At 63.8% G+C, this 25,615-nt stretch carries 28 protein-coding genes and 1 pseudogene; 3 read left to right on the forward strand and 26 right to left on the reverse strand.

All coding sequences use genetic code 11. The features are described 5' to 3' along the window. Nucleotides 1-25 precede the first annotated feature (25 nt). The 16 genes and pseudogenes from IPJ87_16835 to fbp all read right to left on the reverse strand — a co-directional run bounded on the left by IPJ87_16835 (nucleotide 26) and on the right by fbp (nucleotide 13,092). Entirely contained in the window at nucleotides 26-712 is a 687-nt protein-coding gene (locus IPJ87_16835) for a hypothetical protein (GenBank protein MBK7943511.1), read from the reverse strand. Beyond that, complete coding sequence (locus IPJ87_16840; protein ID MBK7943512.1) at nucleotides 678-1,334, reverse strand: PDZ domain-containing protein; 657 nt, start codon at nucleotides 1,332-1,334, stop codon at nucleotides 678-680. Before IPJ87_16840 ends, IPJ87_16835 begins: the two co-directional genes overlap by 35 nt. Nucleotides 1,335-1,407: 73 nt before the next feature. Further along, nucleotides 1,408-1,854, reverse strand: coding sequence for a hypothetical protein (locus IPJ87_16845; protein ID MBK7943513.1), 447 nt, complete (start codon nucleotides 1,852-1,854; stop codon nucleotides 1,408-1,410). Nucleotides 1,855-2,089: 235 nt separating this feature from the next. Further along, nucleotides 2,090-2,962, reverse strand: coding sequence for a hypothetical protein (locus IPJ87_16850; protein ID MBK7943514.1), 873 nt, complete (start codon nucleotides 2,960-2,962; stop codon nucleotides 2,090-2,092). A gap of 151 nt (nucleotides 2,963-3,113) precedes the next feature. Further along, a complete protein-coding gene (locus IPJ87_16855) occupies nucleotides 3,114-3,545 on the reverse strand; it encodes a PIN domain-containing protein (protein MBK7943515.1) in 432 nt (143 codons plus the stop codon). Beyond that, the gene (locus IPJ87_16860) at nucleotides 3,535-3,759 is read right to left on the reverse strand and encodes a hypothetical protein (protein ID MBK7943516.1); all 225 of its coding nucleotides are present in this window, start codon (nucleotides 3,757-3,759) and stop codon (nucleotides 3,535-3,537) included. The genes IPJ87_16855 and IPJ87_16860 overlap by 11 nt, the downstream gene beginning before the upstream one ends. Before the next feature lie 200 nt (nucleotides 3,760-3,959). Further along, nucleotides 3,960-4,448 carry a hypothetical protein gene (locus tag IPJ87_16865; GenBank protein ID MBK7943517.1) on the reverse strand — a complete coding sequence of 163 codons (489 nt, stop codon included), beginning with the start codon at nucleotides 4,446-4,448 and terminating at the stop codon, nucleotides 3,960-3,962. A 361-nt stretch (nucleotides 4,449-4,809) separates the two neighbouring features. Continuing rightward, the gene (locus IPJ87_16870; GenBank protein MBK7943518.1) at nucleotides 4,810-5,109 is read right to left on the reverse strand and encodes a HigA family addiction module antidote protein; all 300 of its coding nucleotides are present in this window, start codon (nucleotides 5,107-5,109) and stop codon (nucleotides 4,810-4,812) included. 11 nt (nucleotides 5,110-5,120) lie between these two features. Then, nucleotides 5,121-5,402, reverse strand: a complete 282-nt coding sequence (locus IPJ87_16875; protein ID MBK7943519.1) for a type II toxin-antitoxin system RelE/ParE family toxin — start codon at nucleotides 5,400-5,402, stop codon at nucleotides 5,121-5,123. A 112-nt stretch (nucleotides 5,403-5,514) separates the two neighbouring features. Next, a pseudogene (locus tag IPJ87_16880) lies at nucleotides 5,515-5,925 on the reverse strand (hypothetical protein). Continuing rightward, nucleotides 5,895-6,551: a Bro-N domain-containing protein gene (locus tag IPJ87_16885; GenBank protein ID MBK7943520.1), complete on the reverse strand. Its 657-nt coding sequence runs from the start codon at nucleotides 6,549-6,551 to the stop codon at nucleotides 5,895-5,897. Before IPJ87_16885 ends, IPJ87_16880 begins: the two are co-directional and overlap by 31 nt. 306 nt (nucleotides 6,552-6,857) lie before the next feature. Further along, the gene (gene mfd / locus IPJ87_16890) at nucleotides 6,858-10,406 is read right to left on the reverse strand and encodes a transcription-repair coupling factor (GenBank protein MBK7943521.1); all 3,549 of its coding nucleotides are present in this window, start codon (nucleotides 10,404-10,406) and stop codon (nucleotides 6,858-6,860) included. Nucleotides 10,407-10,420: 14 nt separating this feature from the next. After that, complete coding sequence (locus IPJ87_16895; GenBank protein ID MBK7943522.1) at nucleotides 10,421-11,341, reverse strand: DUF4238 domain-containing protein; 921 nt, start codon at nucleotides 11,339-11,341, stop codon at nucleotides 10,421-10,423. 66 nt (nucleotides 11,342-11,407) lie between these two features. Beyond that, nucleotides 11,408-11,722 carry a nuclear transport factor 2 family protein gene (locus IPJ87_16900; GenBank protein MBK7943523.1) on the reverse strand — a complete coding sequence of 105 codons (315 nt, stop codon included), beginning with the start codon at nucleotides 11,720-11,722 and terminating at the stop codon, nucleotides 11,408-11,410. Nucleotides 11,723-11,938: 216 nt separating this feature from the next. After that, the gene (locus tag IPJ87_16905; protein MBK7943524.1) at nucleotides 11,939-12,127 is read right to left on the reverse strand and encodes a hypothetical protein; all 189 of its coding nucleotides are present in this window, start codon (nucleotides 12,125-12,127) and stop codon (nucleotides 11,939-11,941) included. Nucleotides 12,128-12,129: 2 nt separating this feature from the next. Further along, a complete protein-coding gene (gene fbp, locus IPJ87_16910; GenBank protein MBK7943525.1) occupies nucleotides 12,130-13,092 on the reverse strand; it encodes a class 1 fructose-bisphosphatase in 963 nt (320 codons plus the stop codon). Between the two features lie 34 nt (nucleotides 13,093-13,126). Between fbp and IPJ87_16915 the strand changes: the two genes are divergently transcribed. Next, entirely contained in the window at nucleotides 13,127-13,603 is a 477-nt protein-coding gene (locus IPJ87_16915; protein MBK7943526.1) for a GNAT family N-acetyltransferase, read from the forward strand. Next, nucleotides 13,600-14,859 (forward strand): aspartate kinase, encoded by a 1,260-nt coding sequence (locus tag IPJ87_16920; protein ID MBK7943527.1) that lies wholly within the window; start codon nucleotides 13,600-13,602, stop codon nucleotides 14,857-14,859. The genes IPJ87_16915 and IPJ87_16920 overlap by 4 nt, the downstream gene beginning before the upstream one ends. Here IPJ87_16920 and IPJ87_16925 read toward each other — a convergent pair whose 3' ends face one another. From IPJ87_16925 to serS, 8 genes are all read right to left on the reverse strand, one after another. Beyond that, nucleotides 14,860-15,756: a glycerophosphodiester phosphodiesterase gene (locus IPJ87_16925; GenBank protein MBK7943528.1), complete on the reverse strand. Its 897-nt coding sequence runs from the start codon at nucleotides 15,754-15,756 to the stop codon at nucleotides 14,860-14,862. Then, nucleotides 15,743-16,678, reverse strand: a complete 936-nt coding sequence (locus IPJ87_16930) for a hypothetical protein (GenBank protein ID MBK7943529.1) — start codon at nucleotides 16,676-16,678, stop codon at nucleotides 15,743-15,745. The genes IPJ87_16925 and IPJ87_16930 overlap by 14 nt, the downstream gene beginning before the upstream one ends. Nucleotides 16,679-16,680: 2 nt before the next feature. Beyond that, nucleotides 16,681-18,048: a magnesium transporter gene (mgtE, locus tag IPJ87_16935; GenBank protein ID MBK7943530.1), complete on the reverse strand. Its 1,368-nt coding sequence runs from the start codon at nucleotides 18,046-18,048 to the stop codon at nucleotides 16,681-16,683. 64 nt (nucleotides 18,049-18,112) lie between these two features. Then, complete coding sequence (gene rsmA / locus IPJ87_16940; protein ID MBK7943531.1) at nucleotides 18,113-18,886, reverse strand: ribosomal RNA small subunit methyltransferase A; 774 nt, start codon at nucleotides 18,884-18,886, stop codon at nucleotides 18,113-18,115. Nucleotides 18,887-18,902: 16 nt separating this feature from the next. Continuing rightward, nucleotides 18,903-19,211 carry a DUF4286 family protein gene (locus IPJ87_16945; protein ID MBK7943532.1) on the reverse strand — a complete coding sequence of 103 codons (309 nt, stop codon included), beginning with the start codon at nucleotides 19,209-19,211 and terminating at the stop codon, nucleotides 18,903-18,905. Further along, on the reverse strand, nucleotides 19,208-21,067 hold the full coding sequence (locus IPJ87_16950) for a tetratricopeptide repeat protein (protein ID MBK7943533.1): 1,860 nt from the start codon (nucleotides 21,065-21,067) through the stop codon (nucleotides 19,208-19,210). The genes IPJ87_16945 and IPJ87_16950 overlap by 4 nt, the downstream gene beginning before the upstream one ends. Further along, nucleotides 21,064-21,615, reverse strand: a complete 552-nt coding sequence (locus IPJ87_16955; protein ID MBK7943534.1) for a hypothetical protein — start codon at nucleotides 21,613-21,615, stop codon at nucleotides 21,064-21,066. Before IPJ87_16955 ends, IPJ87_16950 begins: the two co-directional genes overlap by 4 nt. Then, nucleotides 21,612-22,886 (reverse strand): serine--tRNA ligase, encoded by a 1,275-nt coding sequence (gene serS / locus IPJ87_16960; GenBank protein MBK7943535.1) that lies wholly within the window; start codon nucleotides 22,884-22,886, stop codon nucleotides 21,612-21,614. Before serS ends, IPJ87_16955 begins: the two co-directional genes overlap by 4 nt. Nucleotides 22,887-23,097: 211 nt before the next feature. Between serS and IPJ87_16965 the strand changes: the two genes are divergently transcribed. Further along, complete coding sequence (locus IPJ87_16965) at nucleotides 23,098-24,597, forward strand: hypothetical protein (GenBank protein ID MBK7943536.1); 1,500 nt, start codon at nucleotides 23,098-23,100, stop codon at nucleotides 24,595-24,597. A gap of 159 nt (nucleotides 24,598-24,756) precedes the next feature. Here IPJ87_16965 and rpmA read toward each other — a convergent pair whose 3' ends face one another. Further along, a complete protein-coding gene (gene rpmA, locus IPJ87_16970; protein ID MBK7943537.1) occupies nucleotides 24,757-25,026 on the reverse strand; it encodes a 50S ribosomal protein L27 in 270 nt (89 codons plus the stop codon). 47 nt (nucleotides 25,027-25,073) lie between these two features. Beyond that, nucleotides 25,074-25,598 carry a 50S ribosomal protein L21 gene (gene rplU, locus IPJ87_16975; GenBank protein MBK7943538.1) on the reverse strand — a complete coding sequence of 175 codons (525 nt, stop codon included), beginning with the start codon at nucleotides 25,596-25,598 and terminating at the stop codon, nucleotides 25,074-25,076. Nucleotides 25,599-25,615 lie beyond the last annotated feature (17 nt).

Raw genomic sequence — 25,615 nt, forward strand, 5'->3', positions numbered from 1 at the left:
GTACTATGCCCGTGCCGTTGGTGGTTCAGCGACAGCTCGAGGATCGATCCGCCCTCAGCGGGTTCGTGAGGCTGCCTGCACCAGATGCGTCTTGAAGCAGCAGGATCGCATGCGCCGATCCCGGTTCGTCCGTGTCGATGGGATCTGCTTCGGAAACGTTGTACCACGTCGAGTGGACCGTCGAAGCACTTCCGGGAAGGACACCAGCGGCCATCCGATCGCGTGCGCGCTGGATGGTTTCCTCGCGCCATGCGCCTGCCGGGTGCCACGGTGTGATCGTGCAAGCGGCGATCCCATCGTGCTTCATGGCGAAAGGCAATGCGCGTTCACCGGTCGGTTCAAACGATGGTTCGCTATCAAGCACGATGTCAGGAACGACACCCTCCAGTTGCACACTGGTCCCCGATGGTCGGAAGAAGAGGCCCACGGTGATCTTGGCGGAACCAGTGGAGGTCACTGCGCCATCAGCATCAGCGATCGGCGCGAGGGGCACCATGTTCTGGATGGTGCCTTTGCCGTAGGTCCGAGGTCCACCCAGCACCACGGCGCGCTTGTGGTCCTGCAAGGCGGCCGCGAAGAACTCAGAGGCCGATGCGCTGTGCTCGTTCACGAGCACGACGAGCGGTCCTCGATAGCGGGCCCGCTCCGGGGTCGTCGAAAGCACGCGCACGGTGCCGTCACGGGGCAAGGCGCTGCGCGACGGGTCCCGCATCGAGAAAGAGGCCGAGGATGTGGATGGTCTCGCTCATGCTGCCGCCCTGGTTGTCGCGCAGGTCGATGGCGAGGCCGCCGATCCCTGCGTACAGGAGGGTGTCGAGCAGTTCCGCGACGTCCTGGGAACAGCGCGGCGCGCTCCCGCCGGACAGGTCGGTATAGAAGCGCGGCAAGGTGATCACACCGATGGGTGGACCGGCACCACGCACCACACATGCCCGCGCCTGGCCCGCCGCAGGGTGGATGAGCGCGCGTTCCAGGACCACGGTCCGTTGTTCGCCGTCCGCCTGGCGAAGGATCAGCTCCAGCGTGCTTCCGGCCGGGCCACGAAGCAGGTCCACCGTTGCGTCGATGGAAAGACCAGGCACCGGCACGGGTGCGGCGTTCAGCTCGCGCACCGTCAGCAGCTCATCGCCCATGGCCAATGCACCGCCCAACGCCGCGGGGCCGCCGGGTTCCATCGACCCGATGCGGATGCGGCCATCGGTGCTCGACAGCGTGACACCGATGCCGACGAAGCTCTGCGTCATCGCATGGTCGAAGCCCGTACGCTCTTCCGCCGACAGGTAGGTGCTTTGTGCGTCATGCACGTTCGCCAGCGTGCCAAGGAAAAGGTCCATGCGTTCTTCACGTCCGCGCTCGATCCGGGCGCGCAGGTCGTTCTGTGCGCGGGCCCGCACAAGGGCCCTGGCCTCATCTGCGGAACCGCCCAGGGCAGCACGGACCTCCGAGCTGCGTTCGGCGAGTCGGCAATGCCAGCGTCGGTCCGGTTCTGCGTGCGCAGTGGGCGTGCCGTCCCCATCGACCAGTGCCAGGGCGCAACAGACCGGCGTACATCAGGCTGTCGCAGCGATGCACGAACGATGGCACACCGTGCGCCAGTTGGTCATCGATGTGCAAGCGATCGCTGGCCAGAATTTCGCGCTCTGGCGCTGAGAGATAGAGGGTGTCCGGGTCAAGGGTGCGCAGGTAGCTGTCGAAGACGTCCGCTGAGAACCGGTCGTCGATGGCTCGTGGCGCGAAGTGCCGCTCCCGCAGGATCGTCATCAGCTCGGCGATGCGCGCGCTGTCGGCGTCCAGTTGCGCGGGGCAGAAAGTGCAGCAGGACAGGCAAAGAGCGAATCCCGTGATGCGTAGCATGATCCGAAGGTATCGGCAGTGGCATGCGTGGGATCCAAGGAACTGTTAATGGCCGGTTGCTGTTAGTGGTAACGGAGCGGGTTGCTGCATGAAGGCGAAAGTCAGCGCGCATCTCTCCAAAGGCTGGAGTCGGTAAGAAGGACGATCGAGGAGTTGGAAGGTGGGCCGCGCAAGGACTAACCCCATATCGCGTCCCAAAGCCCCTCGATGATATCGGGGTCTTGAGCCTCCGTTGTCAACGGACCATGACGCGCTCAACGAACCATTCACCTCGACCCGAACTGAACTGCAAGACATACGCGCCTGGGCGATCGAACGTAATGACCTGTTCGCCACGGACGGTCTGCGCGCTCAATTGCCGTCCGGTCGCGTCGAAGACGGTCATGGAGCCTTCAACCCCAGTAATGAAGACCGGCTCTCCGCGGGAGGCCAGGGAAGGTCTGATCCACGATCCGGCCTCTTCACGCTCTCCGATCCCGACCCCCAGCGTGCATTGCGCGACCAATGGGTTCTGCCAGGTGATATCCGTATCCTCATAACACCGAAGACCCGCGAAGACCTCGCCATCGCAGACGCCATAGAGCCAGGCGAACGGCGCGATCAGATTTCCGAGCCGCTCCGTGACCGTACCTCCGAAACCGAAGCTGGACCACTGCCTGGACTCCACGCTCACTTCCAGGCTGCGCAGCGAAAGTCCATCCACCCAGATCAGGCTCGTATCCAGCACGGTCCAATCGAGTGTATCCTGCTGACCGATCTGCACCACCGGAGTGGACCACACATCACCGATGGCCGCGTTCCATCGAAAGACCAGATGATGCTGGCCTGTGCTTGATCCGAAGTAGAACAGGGAGTCCTGCGACTCCGAGAGGAACTGGGCAAGTTGATGACAGCCGAACCAACCCTCGTTGATCTGGAGCTTCTTGCATATTCGGCCCTCGATGAGCGTGTCGCCCGTCACCTCGATCACCATCAGGGCGGTATCTGGACCGCCCCAATGAGCCTGCTTGTAGGTCCATTTCGCACCGGTCGGAGCGAACGTCGTCTGCGCATGCATCGAGGTCGCGACAAGAGCGGCGCTGAGCGTGAGGATCTGCCCGTTGGTCATGGCATGGTGAAGATAGACCAACTGGACGCGTTTCCAGGGCGAAGTGCTGCCCGGGATCAGGCCGGACCCCCCCACCCCCTCCAACGCCACCTTCGCCCCATGCACAGCCTGCCCCGCGCATTTGGCGGGGTTCTTCACGACCTGTCCCGCCTTAGCGGGATCCAGCACGCTGATCCGCAAGGTGCCTGACACATCGCGGACGTTCGGGAGCCTTTAGAGCAGATGCAGCGTGAGTTCGTTCTTGAGCTTCTTGAAGTGCTTGTCTTCCGTGACGAGCGGTACTCCGGAGCCGGATGGCGGTCGCCGCGATCAGCGCATCGGCGAGTTTCATTCGATAACGAGCACGGAAGTCCATGGCTGCTGACTTGATCCCGTCGTCGAGGTCCACGATCTTGATGAATGCCAGGTCGGCGGTCACTTTCGCACGCTCATGGGCCGTGTAGCCATGAAAGCCGAGTATTTCGATCTCGGTGACGAAGGAGACGTGGATGATCGTGTCTTCGAGCAGCGGCGTTGTGCGCGCATCGCCGTCCCAGTGGTGGATCAATACGTTGGTGTCGACCAGCAACGACTTAGCGGTCATCACGCATGGTCTTCAAATACTCCTTCATACGCTCCGCTATGCCGGGGATCATCCCGGAGGAGCGCTTGGCATCGTAGCCTTTCTGCTTCTGCCGTTTGGATGTTGTTCTCGGGGTCGTCTTTCGTGCGTATACGGCCTGCGGGTCGCTCACCACGGTAAGCGCCTTCTCCGAAGTCTGCTTGGGTTTCTTTGGTCGCTTTGAGCTGGTGGCCATGGATCGAAGATAGGTCAGGCCACCTCCTTCACCCCCACCACACTCTCCATTGCCGCCTTCGCCCCTTCGATGTTCTTCACGACCTGTCCCGCCTCGGCGGGATCCTGCACGCTGATCAGCATCGTTCCCGCCTTCTCGTACACCTTGAATCGGCATGGTTTGCCCTCGGCAAGTTCTCAAGTGTGAATGACCGGCAGGCCTCACCGGCGGATCTCGAATCCAGTCTCCGTCGATACAGTGTCAACCATTGGTGCAAGTCGGATCCGATCCTTACGGGTAAAGACCGTGTCAACTCCCCATTCACCCAACTCACCTGTATTCATCGAAACAACGAGTGTGTCGTTAGTCTCCACGAGGAACGCGCTGCGTTCATAGACGCCGCCATGGTCGTCGTTCTCGATGAGGGAGAACCAATGGGGCTGCTTCGAGCATCCATCGAAGAGGGTGAGCGTCAGATACCGCACCGCATGGTCGCACTCGGGAGAGCTGTTCAGCACGAGGAGTCCGATGCGAGATTCTCTTATGATGACCTTGCCTATGACCCACGCAGAATCACTTTCCGTCATTCTCCTGTCGTGGAGGGCATGGAACCCTTCCGCATCCAGGCGGATCCAACTCGGGTCGATCGCCTTGTCAACGTAATCCAGATCGAAGTGGCGTTCCGATATCTCGGGAACGAGCAAGAGCACTTCGCAAAGGTCCTGTGGGGATGAGGGTAGGCGAGAAGCACAAGGTTGACCGAGCACGAGCGGCACACAGGTCAATTAGGACAGGTAGGGCTTCATGCCAACTGGTTCAAGTATTGGTTGAACGATCTACGGCCCAAGTTCTTATGCTGCAACGTTCACCTCAACAACCGATTCCATCGCCGCCTTCGCCCCTTCGATGTTCTTCACGACCTGTCCCGCCTCGGCGGGATCCTGCACACTGATCCGCGACGTCCCCGCATTCTCGTACACCTTGAACCGTCGTGGTTGCGCCTGCGCGGCGCGCAGCAGCGCGTTGAAGCCAATGGCCTCAAAGAAGCCATACTTCCGGTCGGCAAAGGCTTCAGGCCGCCTTGGCTGTCGCCAGTGGGATCTCCGCCAACTCCTTGCCTTTTCCTTTGAGCTCTTCTTCGATATCGAAATCGTCCTGTAACCCCAGCCAGAACTTGGCCGAATTACCGAAGTACTTGGAGAGGCGCAGGGCGGTATCCGCTGTGACGCGACGCTCGCCCTTGATGATCTGAGATACGCGCGTTTGCGGGATACTGATGTCCTTGGCCAGGCGGTAGGCCGTGATGCCCATGGGTACGAGGAACTCCTCTTCGAGCACAGTGCCGGGGTGGATGTTCGGGAGCTTCTTCATGGGTGCTGATCTTAATGGTAGTCGATGATCTCCACTTCGTAGGCGTTGCCGCTTTGCCACTTGAAAATGATGCGCCACTGGTCGTTGATGCGCACGCTATAGAAGTCCTTCAGGCGGCCAGCCAGTTTCTCCAAGCGGTTGGCGGGTGGGACGCGCAGATCGGCGATGTCTTGGGCGTTGTTGATCATCCGGAGCTTTCTTCTGGCCGTTTCCTGGATCGTCGAAGGCAGTTTCCGCTGTGGATCACCGTTCCAGATCCCTTCTGTCACCTTCGATCCGAACGACCTGATCATGTCCGGCAAATATACTATCGCGTGGCGTCACTAGCAACTGCCACCCCACCACCCCACCACTCCCTCCATCGCCGCCTTCGCCGCGTGGATGATCTGACCGAAGTAAAGTGGCCTAGGTCTTCTTTCGTGTTGCGGACCTCCCCATGGTAAGCGCTTTCCTTGCGCTCAACGGTGTTACGACCTTCTTGCCAGTACGAGCCTCCAATTCCAAGCGCGCCACCTTGGCCACGTTCCCACCTTGTCGCGCCACTTCTTTGTTGTCCTCGAAGGTCTCGGGCTCGGTGGCTTGTGAAATGTCCTTCGCGGATGCCTCGGCAAGCATGTTCAGGATCAGTTCCGTGTTGGTCATATTGTCGCGGAGGTTCTCCTTCTTCAGGCCCTTGAGCACCTTGTACTCCTTCGTGCTGTTCCCGCTCCACGCCTTGGTGATTATGTCCGTGAGCGTCGCGAAGTGCATGCCTTCCTTCATCCCGCGTTTCCTCCATTCATCGGTCAGCTCCTTGCGGATCTCGATGCTCTGTAGGGAGGTTCAAAGCACATCGTTCCGGCGGCGATGTATTGAAGTAGAGTATCAGTGATGCTTGCTCCCGTTCGACCATACGGCGTTGCTCCTAGGCCGGATACTTCGTTCCAGTATCCTTGCCTCGGAGCGCCTTGTCTGGTCATACGATAGCTGTGCACGCCATCCGTTCGATGTGCTTTGAACCTCCCTGGCCGCTGGTTGATCCAACTCTCCGAGTAGCCCAGCCGCAGGTATTGTTCAAGCGCACGGTCGATGGTGATCTCCGGATCCGCCATTTCATCCATCCGCTCCGATGCCACTTGTGCCAGCCATAGTTTGAACGGCTCGGCCTTGGGTGAAGGGATGGATTGGATCAGCCGGAAGAGCTGCTCGGTGTCGGCCACATCGGTGAGGCGGAGCTTGCCGTCGTCGGCGGGCAATTTCAACTGTCCGATTTTATCGGACAGTTGGCTGCCTTCCTTCACTAGCTTGGTCTTCAGGTCGTTCCAGTACTTGCGAGGGCGCTCGTTACCGGTGAGGGCCGCTATCACATCGATGATGGAGAAGAACCACTTCTCCTGCTCCCCGTCCCACACGGTGCGAACCTGCTTCTCCTCGAAGACCTTGATGGCGTTCTTGTCGGTCATGATAGGAGCAAGGTAGGGACTGCAAACGCTGCGGCGTTAAGCAGCGACGGTAATGCCCACAACGGATTCCAACGCGTCCTTCGCCGCGTGCACAGCCTGCCCCGCGCATTTGGCGGGGTTCTTCACATCCTGCACACTGATCCTTAAGGTTCCCGCCTTCTCGTACACCTTGAAGCGTCGCGGTTGCGTCCCGCGATTCGCCATCTCGCCTTGCTCGATCGCAAATCACTGGATTTCGCCCTCGGTCGCTTTTGCGCCTGCGGTCCATGCCTTCGGCATTGCTCAACTTGCACCGGGCGCACTGCGCTAAGCGGGAACGACCAGCACTGCTCCCAGCACTTCTTTGGCCTCGTGCAAGGTCTTGGTGTCTTGAACACTTACCCTCAACGTACCGGCCTTTTCATACACTTTGAATTTCCCGGGTTGAGCCTGTACTGCTCTGAGCACCGCATTGAACCCATCCCCCTCGAAGAAGGGATGCTTCTGATCCGCAATGAAGGTGCCGATGAGCGTGCCCTTCTTCAGCACCATCTTCGCCAGGCCCATGCGTTGGCCCAGCCAGCGGAGGCGGATGCCTTCCAGCAGTTCGTTCACCAGTTGCGGGATCGGACCGAAGCGATCGGTGACCTCCGTGGTGAACTTCTGCAGTTCCGCTTCGTCCTTGATGTCGTCCAGTCGGCGGTAGAGCGCGAGGCGTTCGGCGGTCTCGCTCACGTAGCTGTTGGGGATCAGCATCGTCAGGTCGGTCTCGATGATGCAGTCGTCGCTCTGGTCGCGACGTGATCCGCGGGCCAGCGCGTGGCTGCCTTCCTGCGCGTCGTCGAAGAGGTCCTTGAAGTGCTGGTCCTTCAGTTCGCGCACGGCCTCTTCGAGGATCTTGTGGTAGGTCTCGAAGCCGATGTCGTTGATGAAGCCGCTCTGCTCCGCGCCGAGCAGGTCGCCCGCGCCGCGGATGTCGAGGTCCTTCATGGCGATGTGGATGCCGCTGCCCAGGTCGCTGAACTGCTCGATCGCTTGCAGACGCTTGCGTGAGAGGTCAGGCAGCAAATGTGGACTTGGGGCCAGCAGGTAGCAGTACGCCTTCTTGTTGCTGCGGCCCACACGTCCGCGCAGTTGGTGCAGATCGCTAAGGCCAAAGTTCTGCGCTTCGTTCACGATGATGGTGTTGGCGTTCGGGATGTCGAGGCCGTTCTCCACGATGGTCGTACACACGAGCACGTCGGTGTTGCCCTCGATGAAGTCGAGCATCACCTCTTCCAGCTTGTGCCCTTCCAGTTGACCGTGCCCCACGCCCACACGCGCGCCGGGCACCAGCTTGCGGATCATGTCGGCGATGAACTCGATGTTCTTCACCTTGTCGTGCAGGAAGTACACCTGGCCGCCGCGTGAGAGTTCGTACTCGATCGCGCCACGGATCGTCACCTCATCGTACGGCTGCAACATCGTGGCCACCGGATAACGGTTCGGCGGCGGCGTGCTGATGATGCTGAGGTCGCGCGCGCCCATGAGACTGAACTGCAACGTGCGCGGGATGGGCGTGGCAGTGAGGGTGAGCGTGTCCACCGTGGCGCGCAGGGTCTTCAGCTTGTCCTTCACGTTCACGCCGAACTTCTGCTCCTCGTCGATGATCAGCAGGCCGAGGTCCTTGTACACCACGTCCTTGCTCACCAATCGGTGCGTGCCGATGAGGATGTCGATCTTCCCTTCCTTCAGGTCTTTCAGGATCTGCGTTTGCTGCGCCGAAGAGCGGAAGCGGTTGATGTAGTCCACGCGCACGGGCAGGCCCTTCATGCGCGCCGAGAAGCTCTTCCAGTGTTGCAGCGCGAGGATGGTTGTTGGCACCAGCACCGCCGCCTGCTTGCCGTCGCACACCGCTTTGAACGCGGCGCGTATGGCAACTTCTGTCTTGCCGAAGCCCACATCGCCGCAGACCAGTCGATCCATGGGCACGCCCTTCTCCATATCGCGCTTCACGTCCTGCGTGGCCTTCAACTGGTCGGGCGTGTCCTCGTAGATGAAGCTCGCCTCCAACTCGTGCTGCAGGTAGTTGTCCGGCTGGAACGCGAAGCCCGGCTTGCTCTTGCGCTGGGCGTAGAGCTTGATCAGGTCGAAGGCCAGTGCCTTCACTTTCGCCTTGGTCTTTTCCTTCAGGTTCTTCCACGCGGGTGAACCGAGCTTGCTCACAGGCGGCGCATTGCCACCTTCTTCACCGCTGTACTTGCTCACGCGGTGCAGGCTGTGGATGCCCACGTAGAGGATGTCGTTGTCGCGGTACTTCAGGCGGATCGCTTCCTGCATGCTTCCGCCGGCATCGATCGTTTCCAGTCCGCTGAACACACCAACGCCGTGATCGATGTGTACCACGAGGTCGCCGGGCTTCAGTTGCGTCAGCTCCTTCAGGGTGAGCGCCTGCGAGTTCTTACGGAAGCCCTCCTTCAGCCGGTAGCGGTGGTAACGCTCGAAGATCTGGTGGTCGGTGTAGAGCGCCAGCTTCAGCTCGGGATCGATGAAGCCCTCGTGCAGGTCGAGCACCAGCGGCGTGAAGGCCACCTCGTGCTCCATGTCGTTGAAGATGGTGTACAGCCGTTCGCTCTGCTTCGCGCTGTTGCACGCGATGAGATTCGTGTAGCCCGCGTTCTGCTTGTTGTGCAGGTCGCCGCTGAGCACCTTGAACTCCTTGGCGAACGTCGGTTGAGGCCGTTGCTGGAAGTCCACCACCACTTGCGCCTTACTGTCTTGCGTCGCGTTCCCGTCGCGTCGTTGCGCCGCTGCGGTTACTGCCTTCTCTGTGTCCTCTGCGTCTCGGTGGTGAATGGATCGCCCCCAGAACACCTTCCTGAACCCCAACGTCCCCTTGATCAACTCACCGTCCGTCGCCAGCAGCTCGTTCGGCGTGGGATGTTTCTCCTTCTCGGAAAGTCGCTCGTACGCTTCGCCCAGCAACTTCAACTGCTTTGTTGCCGCATCGCCGATGGCTTGCAGATCGCGGAGCCAGATCACTGCATCCTCGGGTAGTTGCGCGAAGAAGTTCTGCTGGCGCGCGGTGTCCTCGTCCTGGAGGTCGGGCACGATCACCGCTTCGGCGAGGAACTCCACGGTCAATTGGTCCTGCGGATCAAAGCGGCGCACGCTTTCCACGGTGTCGCCGTACAGCTCGATGCGGTAAGGCTTGTCGCTGCCGTAGCTGAACACGTCCACGATGCCGCCGCGGATGCTGAACTGCCCCGGCTCGTACACGAACTCCACGCGACTGAAGCCGGTCTCGTCCAACCACTCTTGCAGCGTGTCGATCGGCAGCTCCTCGTGACGCTTCACGGTGAGCGTGTTGCTCATCATCTCCTCCTGGCCCATCACGAGCGGCACCAGTGCTTCGGGGTAGGTGACGATGATGAGCTTGTTGGTGATCGGTGAATGGGAGTTGGTGAATGGGGAATGCGCATTCGCACCATTCGCCATTCGCCATTCGATATTCACCCTCATCAACGCTTCCAACACTTCCGTCCTTGTGACGCGTTCACCGTCGTGGTGGCCTTCCGGATCGTACGGCGATCGCGAGGGTGCGGGATAGAAGAGCATGTCTTCATCCTTCTTCGCATGACGGCCATCCTTGTCCTTGCCACGTAGCGCTTCCAGGTCGTTGATGAAGTAGGCCGCTTCTTCCTTGTCGGTGAGCACGAACACATGCACGCCGCCGCGCTGCTCGATGACCGACGCGGCGATCAGCGCTTGCGCCGAACCGATGGTGCCCGCGATCTGCACGCGCGCGGAATCTGGTTGCAGGCCTTCGGCGATGCGCGCGACGCGTGGGTCGTTGCGGTAGAGGGTGAGTAGGTCGGGGAGGGAGGTCAAAGGCATCGCTGTTGAATCACCTATTTCGAGTTCGATTGCGTAGTCAGATGGTCTTCTAGAATGACTCCCGGAGGAAATGAGAAGAGTAGTTCTCGGTACTCAGAAAGAACTGCTTGCTCTCGTGACTTTTTCCAGATTTCTACAAAGCCGTTGAGCACGTCTCTGTTCCAAGCGGCCACATAACGACTGGCCTGCTCAATGGCGAGGATATTGTAGGCTACAGCATGAGTCTTTGTACTGCCAGTCCAATCTGTGTTCTCCGGGATTGACCAGTATAGTCGTTGGCTCGAAAGAGGGAACACGAAATTCCTGAACACATCTTCATTCCTCTTGGGCGTATTACGATATATGACTGGATGATCACCAAGCACTAAGAATGGGATGTCCATCTGGCCAACGTGCGAGTATGCTGGTTGTTCGAACGCCTTGCCGGACTCGAAGTACTTGAGAAATTGCTCTGCTGAAAGGAAGGATCTTTCGAGTTGTATTCCATCCAAAATTCCTAGAATACGTGCTGGGTCTTCACGGATGGAAGGGTCATCAGACAATGCGAACTTGAGTCTGTCAAATGCCTTAACAGCGAAATGGCTGTCTCGTTGAGGTGACCTAACCCATTGTGTTGCGACGAAACCGAGCGCCCCCAGCATACGGTCCTGTGTGAGAAGGCCAGTTGCCGTTGGCTCAGTTGCCAAGGCATTCAAACGTGCTGCGGTAAGTGTTTCATTCTTTTGGTAGATGGTTTCGGGTAAGGAGGCTGGGATGTCCCCCATCATCACAGTGTTCCGATCCCATTCAAAGAACAGTTGCTTGGGAGAGAATGCCTTGCGTTCGACCTTTCCAGTTTTCTTGTCAAAGCGATAGAGCTTCCCATCCGGATTACAGAAGTTGGCCTGGAAGGACTCAGGGATGTAATGATGCCTATGTGAGTCAGGGGTATTCATCGACGCCAAAATGCCCGAAACCCGGTGCCGGGGATTCCGGGCATCGGGTTCGGGAGCGGAACAAAGTTACGGAGACGGGTAGCGCGGCACCTCGTTCACTCCGCTCACGTGCGACGAGATGGCCCGCCAGTGGCCATCGGTGCGGATGAACACGTTGCTGGACCAATAGGTGGTCTCCGAGGTATCCGTGAGCATGTGCCCAACGCCGGTGACGATGGCCGTGCCGTTCGGCCACTGCTGCAAGCGCTTGATCTCGTAGCGGAACGAGTCCACGCTCCAGGTATGGGTCCTTATCCACTCCAACTCATCCTGCTTGCGGTAGACGTGCCCTTCGGCATCGACCATCTCGAAGTCAGGATGCAGGATCCGGTCCAGGAGCACGGTATCCTGTTCACGATACGCTTTAGGCCATTCCACTTCCTTGAGGCGGCGTAGCTCTGCGGCCGTGGCATCGGATGGTGGAATTCCGGTATCGGCCCCATCGTGTACGCGTGAACATGCCGACAGGAGGATGACCGAACAGGCGAGGGCGTAGGCGCGCATCCTTGTTCAATTCAGGCCGTGCATGATGAGCGGATCGTTCCGGTACCGGCCTATTCAGCGTGAGCCTCCGTCGTCGGTCCACTGCGTCCAGGCGCCACGGTTCGAGCTGTTGCGCACGGGGCCCACTGCGGCCAGCGCCCTCTTGTTGTGCAGCGCCTTCCGGAAGGGGCGATCCGAGACGCTGCCGCCGTTGGGGAGCGCCACAAAGGTGGTGAACGGAAGGAAGCACAGGGATACGCGCATGGTCAGGCCTTCATCGCCTGCTCCACCATGTTCCGGCTGCCGATGTAGAGCGGGCAGCGCTGGTGCAGCTCGGTGGGCTTCAGGTCGAGGATGCGGGTGGTGCCATCGGTGGCCATGCCGCCGGCCTGTTCCACCAGGAAGGCGAGCGGGTTGGCCTCGTACAGCAGGCGCAGCTTGCCCTTCGGGGCCTTGGTCGTTCCGGGGTAGAGGTAGATGCCGCCCTTGAGCAGGTTGCGGTGGAAGTCGGCCACCAGGCTGCCGATGTAGCGCGCGCTCATCCTTTTCTGCTTGCAGGCGTCGATGTAGGTGCGTACGCCATCGCTGAACTCGACCCAGTTGCCTTCATTGATCGAATAGATCTTGCCGTCGGCGGGCGTCCGCATGTCAGGGTGGCTCAGGCAGAAGGTGCCGATGCTGGGGTCGAGCGTGAAGCCGTTGACGCCGTGGCCGGTGCTGTAGACGAGCATGGTGCTGCTGCCGTACACGATGTAGCCTGCGGCCACCTGCGTCGTCCCGGGCTGCAGGAAGTCCTCCAGGGTGGCCTTGGGGCCGGTGCTGATGCGCTTGTAGATGCTGAAGATGGTGCCGATGCTCACGTTCACGTCGATGTTGCTGCTGCCATCGAGCGGGTCCATGGTCACCACGTACTTGCCACCATTGTCGAAATGCACGATGTCGTCGTTCTCCTCGCTGGCCACCGCGCACACCGCCCCCTGGGTCCTCATCATGCGGATGAAGAGGTTGTTGGCGTAGACATCGAGCTTCTGCTGGGCCTCGCCCTGCACGTTCTCGGTCCCTTCGGCGCCGAGGATGTCGGCCATCAGTCCGGCCTTGTTCACTTCGCGGTTCACGATCTTGCCGGCGAGGCGGAAGGCGGTGAGCAGGGAGCTGAGGTCGCCCGAGGCGCCCGGGAACTCGGCCTGGCGTTCCACGATGAACTCGGAGAGGGTCTTGATCTCGGACATGGGGCAAAGATGCGGCACCGCTTTCTTTGCACGCATGGAGGTCACGGTACGTCAGGCCGAGGAGCGCGATGTGCCGCGCATGTTCGAGCTGGTGAACGAACTCGCGGTCTTTGAACGGGCCCCGGATGAGGTCACGGTCACCTTGGAGCATATGCTCGACGCCGGGTTCGGCTCCGATCCGGTCTGGGTGGGCTGGGTGGCCGAGGTCGGCGGGGTGATCCAAGGGATGGCGGTCTGTTACGTGCGCTATTCGACCTGGAAAGGGCGACGGCTCTATCTGGAGGACATCGTGGTCACGGAGTCGGCGAGAGGTCGGCGTATCGGCGAGAAGCTCTTCTTGGCCTGTGCACGCTATGCCGTGGAGAAGAACCATAGCGGCATGCTCTGGCAGGTGCTCGATTGGAATGAGGATGCCCATCGGTTCTACGGCCGGTTCGGGGCCCGCTATTCGAAGGAGTGGTGGAACGGTTCGTTGGAACTGGACCAATTGAAGAACTTGGCCGCCCGATGAAGGTCTTCAAGTTCGGCGGGGCCAGCGTGAAGGACGCGGCCGGTGTGCGCAACCTGGCGGGCGTGCTGTCCCATTTCCTCCAGGATGACCTGCTCATCGTGGTGAGCGCCATGGGCAAGACCACCAACGCGCTGGAGGAGGTGGTGTGGGTGTACGGCGAGGGGCGGGACACGCGCCCGATGGTGGAGAAGCTCCGCGCCGCGCACACCGCGGTGCTGGCCGATGTGGCGCCCGGCGACGAAGCCGCGCAGGCCGCCCTGAACGGCTCGTTCCGCGAGCTGCAGCGCACCCTGGGCCAGCGCTCCAGCGGCCGGGCGGACGAGGACTACGACCAGATGGTGTCCCTCGGCGAGGTGTGGAGCACGCTGGTGGTGAGCGCTCACCTGAAGCACGCCGGCATCGCCAACACCTGGTTCGACGCGCGGACGGTAGTGCGCACCGATGGGCGATATCGAGCGGCGAAGGTGGAGTGGCAGGCCTGCGAGAACCTGGCGACGCGATACCTGAAGCCGCTGTTCGCCGGCCAGCCGGGGCGCGTCCTCACGCAGGGCTTCATCGGCCGCACGGCGGAAGGGCGCACCACCACCCTGGGCCGCGAGGGCTCCGACTTCAGCGCCGCCATCTTCGCCTACCTGCTCGATGCGGAGAGCGTCACCATCTGGAAGGACGTGCCCGGCATGTTCAACGCCGACCCGAAGCGGTTCGCGGACACGAAACTGCTGAGCCACATCAGCTACCGCGAGGCCATCGAGCTCAGCTACTTCGGCGCCAGCGTGATCCACCCGCGCACGCTGCAGCCCCTCCAGCAGAAGCACATCCCGCTCTACGTCCGTTCCTTCATCGACCTCGACGCGCCAGGCAGCACCATCGACGACCGCAGCGAGAACGACTCGCTGATCCCCGCGTTCATCGTGAAGCCCGGGCAGCTGCTGATCAGCATCACCCCGCGGGACCTGAGCTTCATCGTGGAGGAGAACCTCAGCGGCATCTTCTGGCTCTTCGCCCAGCGCAACGTGCGCATCGACCTGATGCAGAACAGCGCGCTGGCCTTCAGCGTGGTGGTGGACGACACGCCGCGCGCGCAGGAACTGATCGCCGAACTGCGCAAGGGCTACGAGGTGCGCTACAACTCCGGCTGCGAACTGGTGACCGTGCGCCACTACGATGAGCCGACGCTGGCCGCGCTCACCACGGGCAGGGAGGTGCTGCTGGAGCAGCGCAGCCGCACCACGGCCCGCTTCGTCCTTCGGTCCTGATCACTCGCCCTCCTCCAGGATCCGCAGCACGCGGTCGGGGAAGTCGCTGATGATGCCGTCCACCCCGAGGGCGGTCATCCTGCGGAGGTCGGCCTCCTCGTTCACGGTCCACACCACCACCTCGATGTTGCGTTCCTGCAGCGACCGCACGGCAGCGGCGTCCACCAGCCCGAACTGGGGGCTGTACACCTCCGGGACATAGCTCAGCCGCGCAAGCTCCGTGTCGGGGTCGGTGCCGGACTCCACCAGCAAGGCGGTGCGCAGGCCCGGGTCCTGGGCGTGCACGGCCTCCAGCACGGCGGGGTCGAAGCTCTGCACCAGGCAGTTGGCGCCGAGCTGCAGGTCGGTGAGGGTGCGCAGCACGGCGGCGGCCAGGGTGTCCGGTGCGGGTTGGTAGGTGCCGTACCAGGCCGGGTCGCTCTTGATCTCGATGTTGTAGGAGACGGGCCCCACGCCTTCGGTGAGCGTGAGCTCCTCGATGGCGGCCACCACCTCGGCCAGCGTCGGCTTGATGGCGCGGCGGTTGTCCTGGTCGGGGAAGTCCGGATGCGTGAGCGAACCGCAGTCGCAGCGCTGGGCTTCCGCAAGGGTCATGCGATGGATGTTGAGGGCCAGTCCCTGATCCTCGGTGAGCGGAGCGCCGTCGGGACCGGTGCAGATGCGGTGGTCCATCCAGGGCTCGTGGCTCACGAGCACGTGCCCGTCGGCCGTGAGCACCACGTCCAGCTCGAGCCAGGTGCAGCCCAGGCGGGCGGCGCGTTGGAAGGCGGCGATGGTGTTCTCGGGCTCCAGGCCCCGGCAGCCGCGGTGGCCGTGCACTTCGGGTGGTTCTGGAGCGGAGGTCATGCAGGCGGACAGCAGGAGGGTGAGCGCGGGCAGGGCCCTAGGGTTGGGCATGGGGGAAGCGGGTGAGGATCTTGTCGGCGAGCACGGCGGCCATCTTGAAGCGGCCTTCGTGGGTGACCCCGGCGATGTGAGGGGTGAGGATCACGCGGTCGTGGCGCAGCAGGTGCTCGAGCACCGACGCCTCGGGGCCGGGGTCGAGGCCGGAGAGGTCGGCGCGCTCGAACTCGAGCACGTCGAGGCCGGCGGCGAGGACCCGGCCGCTGTCCAGCGCATCCAGGAGAGCGGCGGTGTGCAGCACGGGCCCTCGGCTGGTGTTCACCAGGCGGATGGGGCGCGCGAAACCCGCGAGGAACGAGGCGTTCGCGTAGTGGTGCGTTTCCGCGGTCAGCGGAAGGTGCAGGCTCACGATGTCGCTCTCGCGATGCAGGGTGGCCAGGTCGCACTCCTCGACATGCGGAGGGGTGTGGCCATCGCGGTACTTGTCGTGGCCCAGCACGCGCACCCCGAAGCCCTGCAGGCGATCGGCGAAGGCGAGGCCCATGTGGCCCAGGCCGATGATGCCCACCGTGAGGCCGTGGAGGTCGGTGCCGCGGTTCTCCTCGCGGCGCCACTGGCCGGTGTGCACCTGGCGGTCCGCACGGGGCAGATGCTTCAGCAGCGCCAGCACCAGCAGCAGGGTGTGCTCGGCGACGCCATCGCGATTGCCTTCGGGCGAGTTGATCACCTCCACGCCGCGTGCGGCGCAGACGGCCGTGTCGATGTTCTCCAGGCCGGAGCCCACACGGGCCACGAAACGCAGGGCGGGGACGCGGTCCAGCACGTCCCGGCCCACGCTCTTGCTGCGCACCACCAGGCCGGCGCACCGCTCCAGGTCCGCGGCCTCGGGATGGTCGTGCGCGATGCAGGTGTGGCCGGCGGCGGTGAGCCGCTCGGCGAGCACGGGATGGACCTCGTCCAGGAAGTGGACCCGCATGGTCAGTGGAAGAGGTCGTACATGACGTGGCCCACGGAGAAGTAGGTGAGCAGGCCGAAGATGTCGTTGAGCGTGGTGACGAAGGGCCCGGTGGCCAGGGCGGGGTCCACCTTGATGCGGTCGAGCACCAGGGGGATGAGGGTGCCGAAGAGGGCGGCGGTGAGGATCACCGTGCAGAGGGCGATGCTGACGGTGTAGCTGAGGGCCTGGCTTTGGCGGAGGGCGAGGTTGACGGCGAAGATGAGGGTGCCACAGATGACGGCGGTGAGCACGGCCACCCGTAGCTCCTTCCACAGGCGGGCCCCTACGCGCATGTTCTGCAGGGTACCGGCGGCGAGGCCCTGCACCACGATGGCGCTGGACTGTACGCCCACGTTGCCCGCAGTGGCGGCGATGAGCGGCATGAAGAAGGCCATCTTCGGGTCGATGCGGAGCTCTTCCTCGTAGAGGCCGATGATCTGGGAGCTGAGCACGCCGCCGGCCAGGCCGATGAGCAGCCAGGGCAGCCGCGCACGCGTCTGCACCAGCGGGCTGTCGGTGGCGTCCACGTCCTCGCTGATGCCGCTGGCGAGCTGGTAGTCCTCGGTGGCCTCCTCCTGCATCACGTCCATCACGTCGTCGAAGGTGATGCGGCCCACGAGCCGGCCGTCCTTGTCCACCACGGGCAGCACCACCACGTCGTACTTCTTCATGAGGTTCACCACCTCCTCGGCGTCGGTATCCACGCGCACATGGACGACATCGGTCTCGCAGATGTGCTTGATGAGGGTGCGCGTGCTCTCGGCCGAGAAGAGGAGCTCCTTCAACGGAAGGATGCCCACCAGGCGGTCGTCCTTGTCCACCACGTACACGGTGTAGACGTGGTCCGCCTCGCGGGCCTGCTGGCGCATCTCCACGATCGCACGGGCCACGGACGCGTCGGCGCGGACGCTCACGAGCTCCTTGGCCATCAGGGCGCCGGCGGTGCCCTCCTGGTAGCGGAGCAGTTCCTCGATGTCGTCGGCCTGCTCCGCGTCGTCCAGCAGGTCCAGCACCTCCTTGGCCTTCTCCTCGGGGAGGTCGGCCATCACGTCGGCGGCGTCGTCCGATTCGATGTGGCCGATCACCTTGTCGGCGATCTCCTGGCTGGTGAGCCCTTCGAGCAGGCGTTCGCGCAGGTCCTCGTCGAGCTCCAGGATGGCCTCGGCGGCGGTCTCCTCCTCCAGCAGGCGCAGCACGTAGCGCGCCTCGTCGAGCGTCAGGCGGCCGAGCAGGCCCCCGATGTCGGAGGGGTGCAGCTCACTGACCACGGCCAGGATGTCCTGGTCGCGGCCCACCTCCACATCGCCCCGGATGCGGTCCAGAAGGCCTTTGGTGAGCTCGAACGACATGCCGGCGGGTGGTCCATGGAGGCCCCTGAAGCGGGGCGTTCAAAGCTACGAAGGGGCGGGCGGCTCACACGGTGGCGGGGCCGGCGGCGGCGGCGAGCGCCACGAAGGCGTCCACCGGCAGCTGTTCGGCGCGGCGCGGGGCGAGGTCCGCGGGCAGGCCGCCTTCCAGCCCGGGGAAGTGGCGCAGGGCGTTGGCCAGGGTCTTGCGCCGCTGGTTGAAGGCGGCTTTCACCAGGCGGTGGAAAATGCCCTCGTCGCAGGCGAGCCGTGCGGTGGCGTTGCGCCGCAGGCGGATCACCGAGCTGCGCACCTTGGGCGGCGGGATGAAAGAGCCGGGCTCCACGTGGAAGAGGAGCTCCACATCGTAGTACGCCTGCGCCAGCACGCTGGTGATGCCATACACTTTGCTGCCATGCCCGGCGCGGATGCGGTCGGCCACCTCCTTCTGGAACATGCCCACCACCTCGGTGCAGCGGTCGCGGTGCTCCAGCACCTTGAAGATGATCTGTGTGCTGATGTTGTAGGGGAAGTTGCCAATGACGGCGAAAGGGCCGTCGCCCAGCGCGTTCAGGTCGAGCCGCAGGAAGTCGCCCTCGATGAGCCGCAGCTCCGGATGGTGCGCACGGAGGTGGGCCAGGCTCTCGGTGTCCACCTCGATGCAGACGAGGTCGATGTCCGTGCGAGGGATCAGGTGCCTGGTGAGCGCTCCGGTGCCGGGCCCCACCTCCAGCACCCGGCGGTAGCCGCCGTGGTGGGTGAGGGCGTCGGCGATGCGCGCGGCGATGGCGTCCTCCTTCAGGAAGTGCTGGCCCAGGTGCTTCTTGGGGCGGACGTGCATGGGGCGGTGGCGCGGATCACGCGGTGTGCAGCACCTGCAGCAGGGTGCGGAAAGCGGCGAAGCGGCCTCCGTAGCGCTTCTGCGTTTCGGCCTGCAGGCGCGGGGCGTGCTCGTCGCGGTACCGCTCGTAGGTGGCCATGTCGGCGCAGGTGTACTGCACGGCATAGGTGAGGCCGCCGTTCTCCTCGGCCAGCACACGCAGGATCCGGCTGTCGAGGAAGAGGCCGGTGGCCATCACCTCGGGCACATGCACGCTGTGCATCCACCGCAGCCAGTCCTCGGCCACGTCGGCATCGACGTTGACGGTGACGTTGTAGATGATCATTGGGGCGGGGTGGTGCCGCCGTCGGCCGGATCGGTGTCCGGGGCATCGCCGCGCAACCGGCGGAACCGGGCGCGGGCCTCGGGCACGAAGATGCTGCCGGGCTGCTCGAACAGGAGCTTCTCGTAATACTGTCTGGCCTTCTCGGGGTCCTTCAGCTGGTCCTCATGCAGGCGGCCCAGTTCGAAGAGGGCGTTGTCCACCAGGATGGCGAGCGGGTGTTCGGCCACGATCCGTTCAAGATAGGAGGCGGCCTCGGCGTGCGCCTTGCGGTCGCGGGCGATGCGGTGGCGCAGGAACAGCACGTCGTCCGCGATGCCGTCCATGGGAAAGGCCCGGTCGAGGGTGTCGAGCACGGCGATGGCTTCGGGGTAGCGGCGCTGGAAGGTGAGCAGGTCCGCCTGGGCGTAAAGGGCGAGCGGCGTGCTGTTGCTGTCCGCGCCGATGTGGTCGCTGATCAGCAGGCTCAGCTCCATGGCGTCGTTGGCGATGAGCTTCGAGGTGGAGGCCTTGAGCACATCGAGCTGGCCCTTGGCCCACAGGAAGTCGCCGGCGTAGAAGCTCACCTTGGCGTTGCGCAGGCGGGCCTCGTGGCCGAGGGGGTCGTACTTGAAGTCGAGGTCCACCTGGCTGTAGAGCAGCGAGGCCTCCCAGATGTCGCCATCGAAGAGGTGCACATCGGCCAGGGCGAGCTTGATGCGTCCGCGGGTGGCGGCATCGATGTCGGGCAGGTCCAGGGCCTGATCCAGCAGGGCGGAGGCGGCGGCGCGGTCGTTGAGGTAGTAGGCCTGCACCCGGGCGAGGTCCTCCATCAGGTCCACGGTGCTCTTGTTGCGGCCCAGCTCATCGAGGGTGACCTCGTAGCGGGTGCGCAGGGCCGCGAGGTCGGCGGCGGGGGGCTCGGCCATCGTGGTGAGGCGGGCCATTTCGGTGCGCACCTGGCCCATGCGGGCCTTGGCGTACAGGCCATCGCGTCGGCCCAGGCCCACCACATGGTCATAGCACTTCATGGCGGTGGCGTGCTCGCCGTTGCTCAGGGCGATCTCCGCCAGGTCCATCAGCCGCGTGCCGCCCTCGTCGAAGCGCTTGTCCAGTGCCTTGCATTGCACGAAGGCGCCGTCCAGGTCCTTTTGTTGGATGTACATCCAGATGAGCAGCTCCTGGTGGATGGAGCGTTCGGGGTTGCGCTGGATGCGCCGCAGCAGTTCGGTGCGGAGGGCCTCGGTGGCGGCATCGCGGCGGGTGAAGTCGATGGCGCGGGAAAGGCCGTTCTGCACCGCCTGGATGTAGCCCTCGTTCACCGCGAGCAGGTCCAGGTAGGCGCTGGTCATGGCGGGCACATCGCCCTTCAGGGCGTACAGGTTGGCGATCTCGAACTGGAAGCCGGGGCCGTCCTTCAACAGGCGCTGCCCGCGCTGGTAAGCCTCCAGGGCCAGGTCGTGCTCGTTGTGCCGGGTGAAGGCGTTGGCCACCTGGCGGATGCTGTTCTGTTCGGGGCGCATGCCGCGCAGCACCTTCTCGAACTGTTGCCGGGCCTTGTCCTCCTCGCCGGCCAGGCGCAGCACCATGCCCAGGTCCACCGCGTAGCGCGGGTCGCTGTCGCGCTTCATCTGTTCGCGGGCCAGTTTCTCGGCACGCGGCAGGTCCTTCAGGGCCACATAGCTCTTGTAGAGCTGCTCGTAGTAGAAGGGCGTGGGCTGCTTGCGGTAGAGGCGTTCGTAGTAGAGGATGGCCTTCTCGTGGTCGCCGGACTGGAAGTACTGGGCGGCCAGCTGCTCGTCGGTCCCGTCCTGGGCCTGCGCGGACGCCGCCGCCGCAGTGAGCAGCAGCGCGAACAGGATGGGCCGCGGCAGCTTCATGGCGTGGTGCCCGGCGGGGCCAGCAGTTCGGCGATGGCGCGGTGGTGGGCCTCCCACTCGCGCTGGCAGGTGCCCACGCTGCGGGTGACGGTGGTGGCGCTCTTCTCCAGCTGGTCCAGCATCAGGCGTTCCTGCTGCAGGTAGGTGGTGCGCGGGCCTTCCGGCAGCAGGTCGCGGCCGATGTCGTGGCGCAGGTCGGTGAGCTGGGTGCGGCTGCGGTCCAGCTCGGCGCGCAGCTCCGGCGTCTGCTTGCGCACGCGGCCCAGGGAGCGGTCCATGGCGCGGTAGTAGTTGCCGATGGGCACGGCCTGTTCCTTGGCCAGGGTGTCCTTCAGCAGCTCCTCCAGCGCGGTGCGCTGGCTGCGGAACACCGAGTCCATGTGGTCGTAGGCGGCCAGGTCGATGGTGTCCACGAGCTGCTTCAGGCTGTCGGCGCGGCGGAGCATGGCGTCCACCTCGGCCAGCAGCTCGGGGTGGGCGTTGCGGGTGCACGCGCCCAGCGTGAGGATGAACGCGGCCAGGAGGGCGATCGGTGCGCGGCGCGTCATCGGGTGATGCGGTCGAAGCCGGTGTAGGGCTGCAGGGCCTTGGGGATGTGGATGCCGTCGGGCGTCTGGTTGTTCTCCAGCAGGGCGGCGACGATGCGGGCCAGGGCCAGGGCGCTGCCGTTCAAGGTGTGTGCCAGGCGGGGCTTCTTGTCCTCGCCGCGGAAGCGCAGTTTCAGGCGGTTGCTCTGGAAGGTCTCGAAGTTGCTGATGCTGCTCACCTCCAGCCAGCGCTGCTGGGCGGCGCTGAACACCTCCATGTCGTAGGTGAGCGCGCTGGCGAAGCCCATGTCGCCGCCGCAGAGCAGCAGCTGGCGGAAGGGCATCTCCAGGTCGCGCAGCAGTCCTTTCACGTGCTCCACCATCTCCTCCAGCGCGGCGTAGCTGTCCTCGGGTCGCTCCACGCGCACGATCTCCACCTTGTCGAACTGGTGCACGCGGTTGAGGCCGCGCACATGGGCGCCGTAGCTGCCGGCCTCACGGCGGAAGCAGGGGGTGTAGCCCACGTTGCGGATGGGCAGCCGGTCGGCGTCCACGATCTCGTCGCGGTACAGGTTGGTGATGGGCACCTCGGCGGTGGGGATCAGGTAGAGGTCGTCCACCGTGGCGTGGTACATCTGGCCCTCTTTGTCCGGCAGCTGGCCAGTGGCGTAGGCGCTGGCGGCGTTCACCAGGTGCGGCGGGATGATCTCGCGGTAGCCGGCGGCGGTGGCGCGGTCCAGGAAGAAGGCGATGAGGGCACGCTGCAGCCGGGCGCCCTGGCCGCTGTACACCGGGAAGCCGGCGCCGGTGAGCTTCACGCCCAGGTCCATGTGCAGGATGCCGTACTCCTCTCCCAGTTCCCAGTGGGGCTTGGCGCCGGGGCCCAGGTCGGGGATGGCGCCTTCCTGCACCACCACCACGTTGTCCTCCGGTGTGCGCCCGGCGGGAACGCGGTCGGCGGGGGCGTTGGGCAGGGTGAGCAGGTGGTCGGTGAGGGCGCGTTCGGCGGCCTCCATCGCGGAGCGCAACGGGTCCATGCCCTCTTTAAGCGCGGTGCTGCGGGCCTTGGCGGCTTCGGCCTCGGCCTTTTGGCCGGCCTTCATCAGCTCACCGATGCTGCGGCTCAGGGTATTGATCTCGGCCTGGCGGTCGTCCACGGCCACCTGGGCGGCGCGGCGCGCCTCATCCAGTTGGCGGGCGTGCTCCAGCGCGGCGCGGGCATCGATGTGGCGTTTCGCGAGGCGACGTTCGGCCTCGTCGGCCTGGGTGCGCAGGAAGGACAGTTCGAGCATGCGGGCGTGGGGCGGTGAGCGGACAAAGGTAGCGGGTGGGGTGGGGCGGGGCCATCTGATCCCGTGCCGTGGCGACCGTGCTTTGGGGCGGATGCTGCAGAATGGAACGAGGAGCGGCCACCTTGGGCTGCGGAAGGATCCCGAACTTTCCGCTGTCCATCTCGGCCGAGGTGAAACGCAATGTGAAGAACGGATGCGCTCGATCGCATGCATGGCGATGATCGTTCTGGCGGGCACCATGGGGGTGCCCGCCCAGAACGGCTTTGTCGTGCATTTTGATCAGGTCCAGGACGGTAGTCCGGGGGACGGTGTAAGCATTTTTGAAACTGATAGCGGGTATTTGCTCTTCTCCCACCAGATTTCGCACGACGGCTCGGGCAAGACCCACCTCTTTGTGCGCAAGCTGGATGCACAGGGGCAGTTCGTGCATGAACGGGAGTATGCCTTCGGGGATCCCAGGCATTATGCCTTCGGGCAGGTCTCTCCGGTCTGTCGGATGGATACCGGCGGCTTCGCCAGCATCGTGCTGGAGGGCTCTGACTTCTGGGCGCATTCGTACCTCTATCGGTTCAATGAGGATGGGGATACGACCGATCGGAAGTTCCTCTTCACGTATGATCCTTCCGATTCCCTCACCCACTTCTTCCACCAGACCAGGCCAACCGCAGATGGAGGTTTCATCGCCGCTGGCTTCTTCGATCCGCCGGCGATCGCGGATGGTGCGCGTGCCTTTGCGGTGCGGTTGAACACCGATGGCGATACCCTGTGGACGCGGCGCTATGGCCAAGCGGATCAATCCACCCTGGCCTACTCATGTGCAGAGATACCTGGAGGCGGGTTTGTACTAACTGGCGTCAACTACAGGCTGGGCGTGAATGATGAGCAGTTCCTGATCCGCACGGATACAATGGGCAACCTGCTTTGGTGGAGACAGTTCGGGGAAGATGCCACGGGGGTCTTTGCCGTGCGCATGGCACCGGACAGCACGATCATCACGGCGGGTGAATACCGGGAGGATAACTGGCCCAACTACTGGCAGCAGGTAATGTTCACCAAGTGGGATGCACAAGGCGACATCGTCTGGCAGAAGCGCTCGCACTACCACTACCTCGCCTCGCCGCTCGACATGGAGGTGCTGCCCGATGGTTCGTTCGTGAGCTGCATCCACGTCTTCCTGGGGCTCACGCACATCGCCAAGTTCAGCGCGGCCGGTGACAGCCTCTGGAGCCGGACCTATTCGGCGTTCGTCGACCTTCACAATCCTCGGGACATCAGCCTCACCTCGGATGGTGGTTTCATCAGCACCGGCTGGGTCTATCAGGATAATACGGGCGGGCACCCGGGGCTTCAGACCGCCTACGTGATCAAGATCGACAGCCTGGGCTGCGTGGTGCCGGGCTGCCATCTGGTGGGTGTGCAGGAGTATGAGGTCAGCCTACAGGAGCGGCTGCGGCTGTGGCCCAACCCCGCCACGGAGCAAGTGCGTCTGGAGCTGGAGCTGCCGCCTGGGTACAGGCCCACGGGCGCGGTGCAGGCCGTGCTGCTGGACGCCTCGGGCCGGGAGGTGCTGCGGGAGACCGTACCGCTGAACGGATCCTCCCTCTCGCACCTTCTCCCCCTCACGCCCTTCGCCCCCGGCCTCTACCACCTGCATCTGGCGGATGGGAAGCGCTGGTTGGCGGGGGGCAACGTGGTGGTTTCACCGCCGTAGCCTTGGCGGAGGGGGGGTGTCACCGCCGTCGCCCAAGCCGCATCCGGGCCTGCGACATGGTGGTGTTTGAACCAGGGTGGGGCGGGGCCGACGACCTCACGCCCCGGAACGCGAACGACCTCCGGGGTCGCCGGAGGTCGTTCAGCCGGGAGGTCGGGATCAGGCCTTGGCCGTCTCGGCGGGGATCACGCTGACGAAGCTGCGTTCGCCGCGCTTGGTGCGGAACTCCACCACGCCGTCCACGAGGGCGTAGAGGGTGTGGTCCACACCGATGCCCACGTTCTTGCCGGGGTGGTGCTTGGTGCCGCGCTGGCGGACCAGGATGTTGCCGGCCGTGGCCTGTTGGCCGCCGTAGATCTTCACGCCGAGGCGTTTGCTGTGGCTTTCGCGACCGTTGCTGGTGCTGCCTTCACCTTTCTTGTGTGCCATGGCTGTCGGGGTCTTTCAGGGTCGGCCGTTGGCGGGCCGGGGAATGATCACTTCTTGCTGTCCTTCTTGGGGGCGGCTTTCTTGGCCGGGGCCTTCTTGGCGGGCGCCGCCTTCTTGGCCGGAGCGGCCTTCTTGGCGGGGGCGGCCTTCTTGGCTGCGGCCTTGGTCGCCTTGGGGGCGGCCTCCTTCTTCGCCGGGGCCTCGGCCTTCACGGCCTTGGGGGCGGGGGCGGTGCTCTTGCTGGCGTCGAACTTCTCGCCTTTGCCGAGGATGGCCTCGATCCACAGTTCGGTGATGGCCTGGCGGTGGCCGTTCATCTTCTGGTAGCCCTTGCGGCGCTTCTTCTTGAACACCAGCACGGTGTCGCCCTTGCTGTGCGCGAGCACCTTGGCGGCCACACGGGCGCCCTCCACGGTGGGGGTGCCCACGCTGACGGTGGAGCCATTGCTCACCAGCAGCACCTGGTCCAGTTCCACGTGCTTGCCGGCCTCGGCTTCGAGGCGGTGCACCTTCAGCTTCTGGCCGCCCTGCACCTTGTATTGCTGGCCGAGGATGTTGACGATGGCGTACATGTTCTCCGAAATGGGCT

This window comes from Flavobacteriales bacterium (genome assembly GCA_016713875.1).
GTDB lineage: Bacteria > Bacteroidota > Bacteroidia > Flavobacteriales_F > PHOS-HE28 > PHOS-HE28.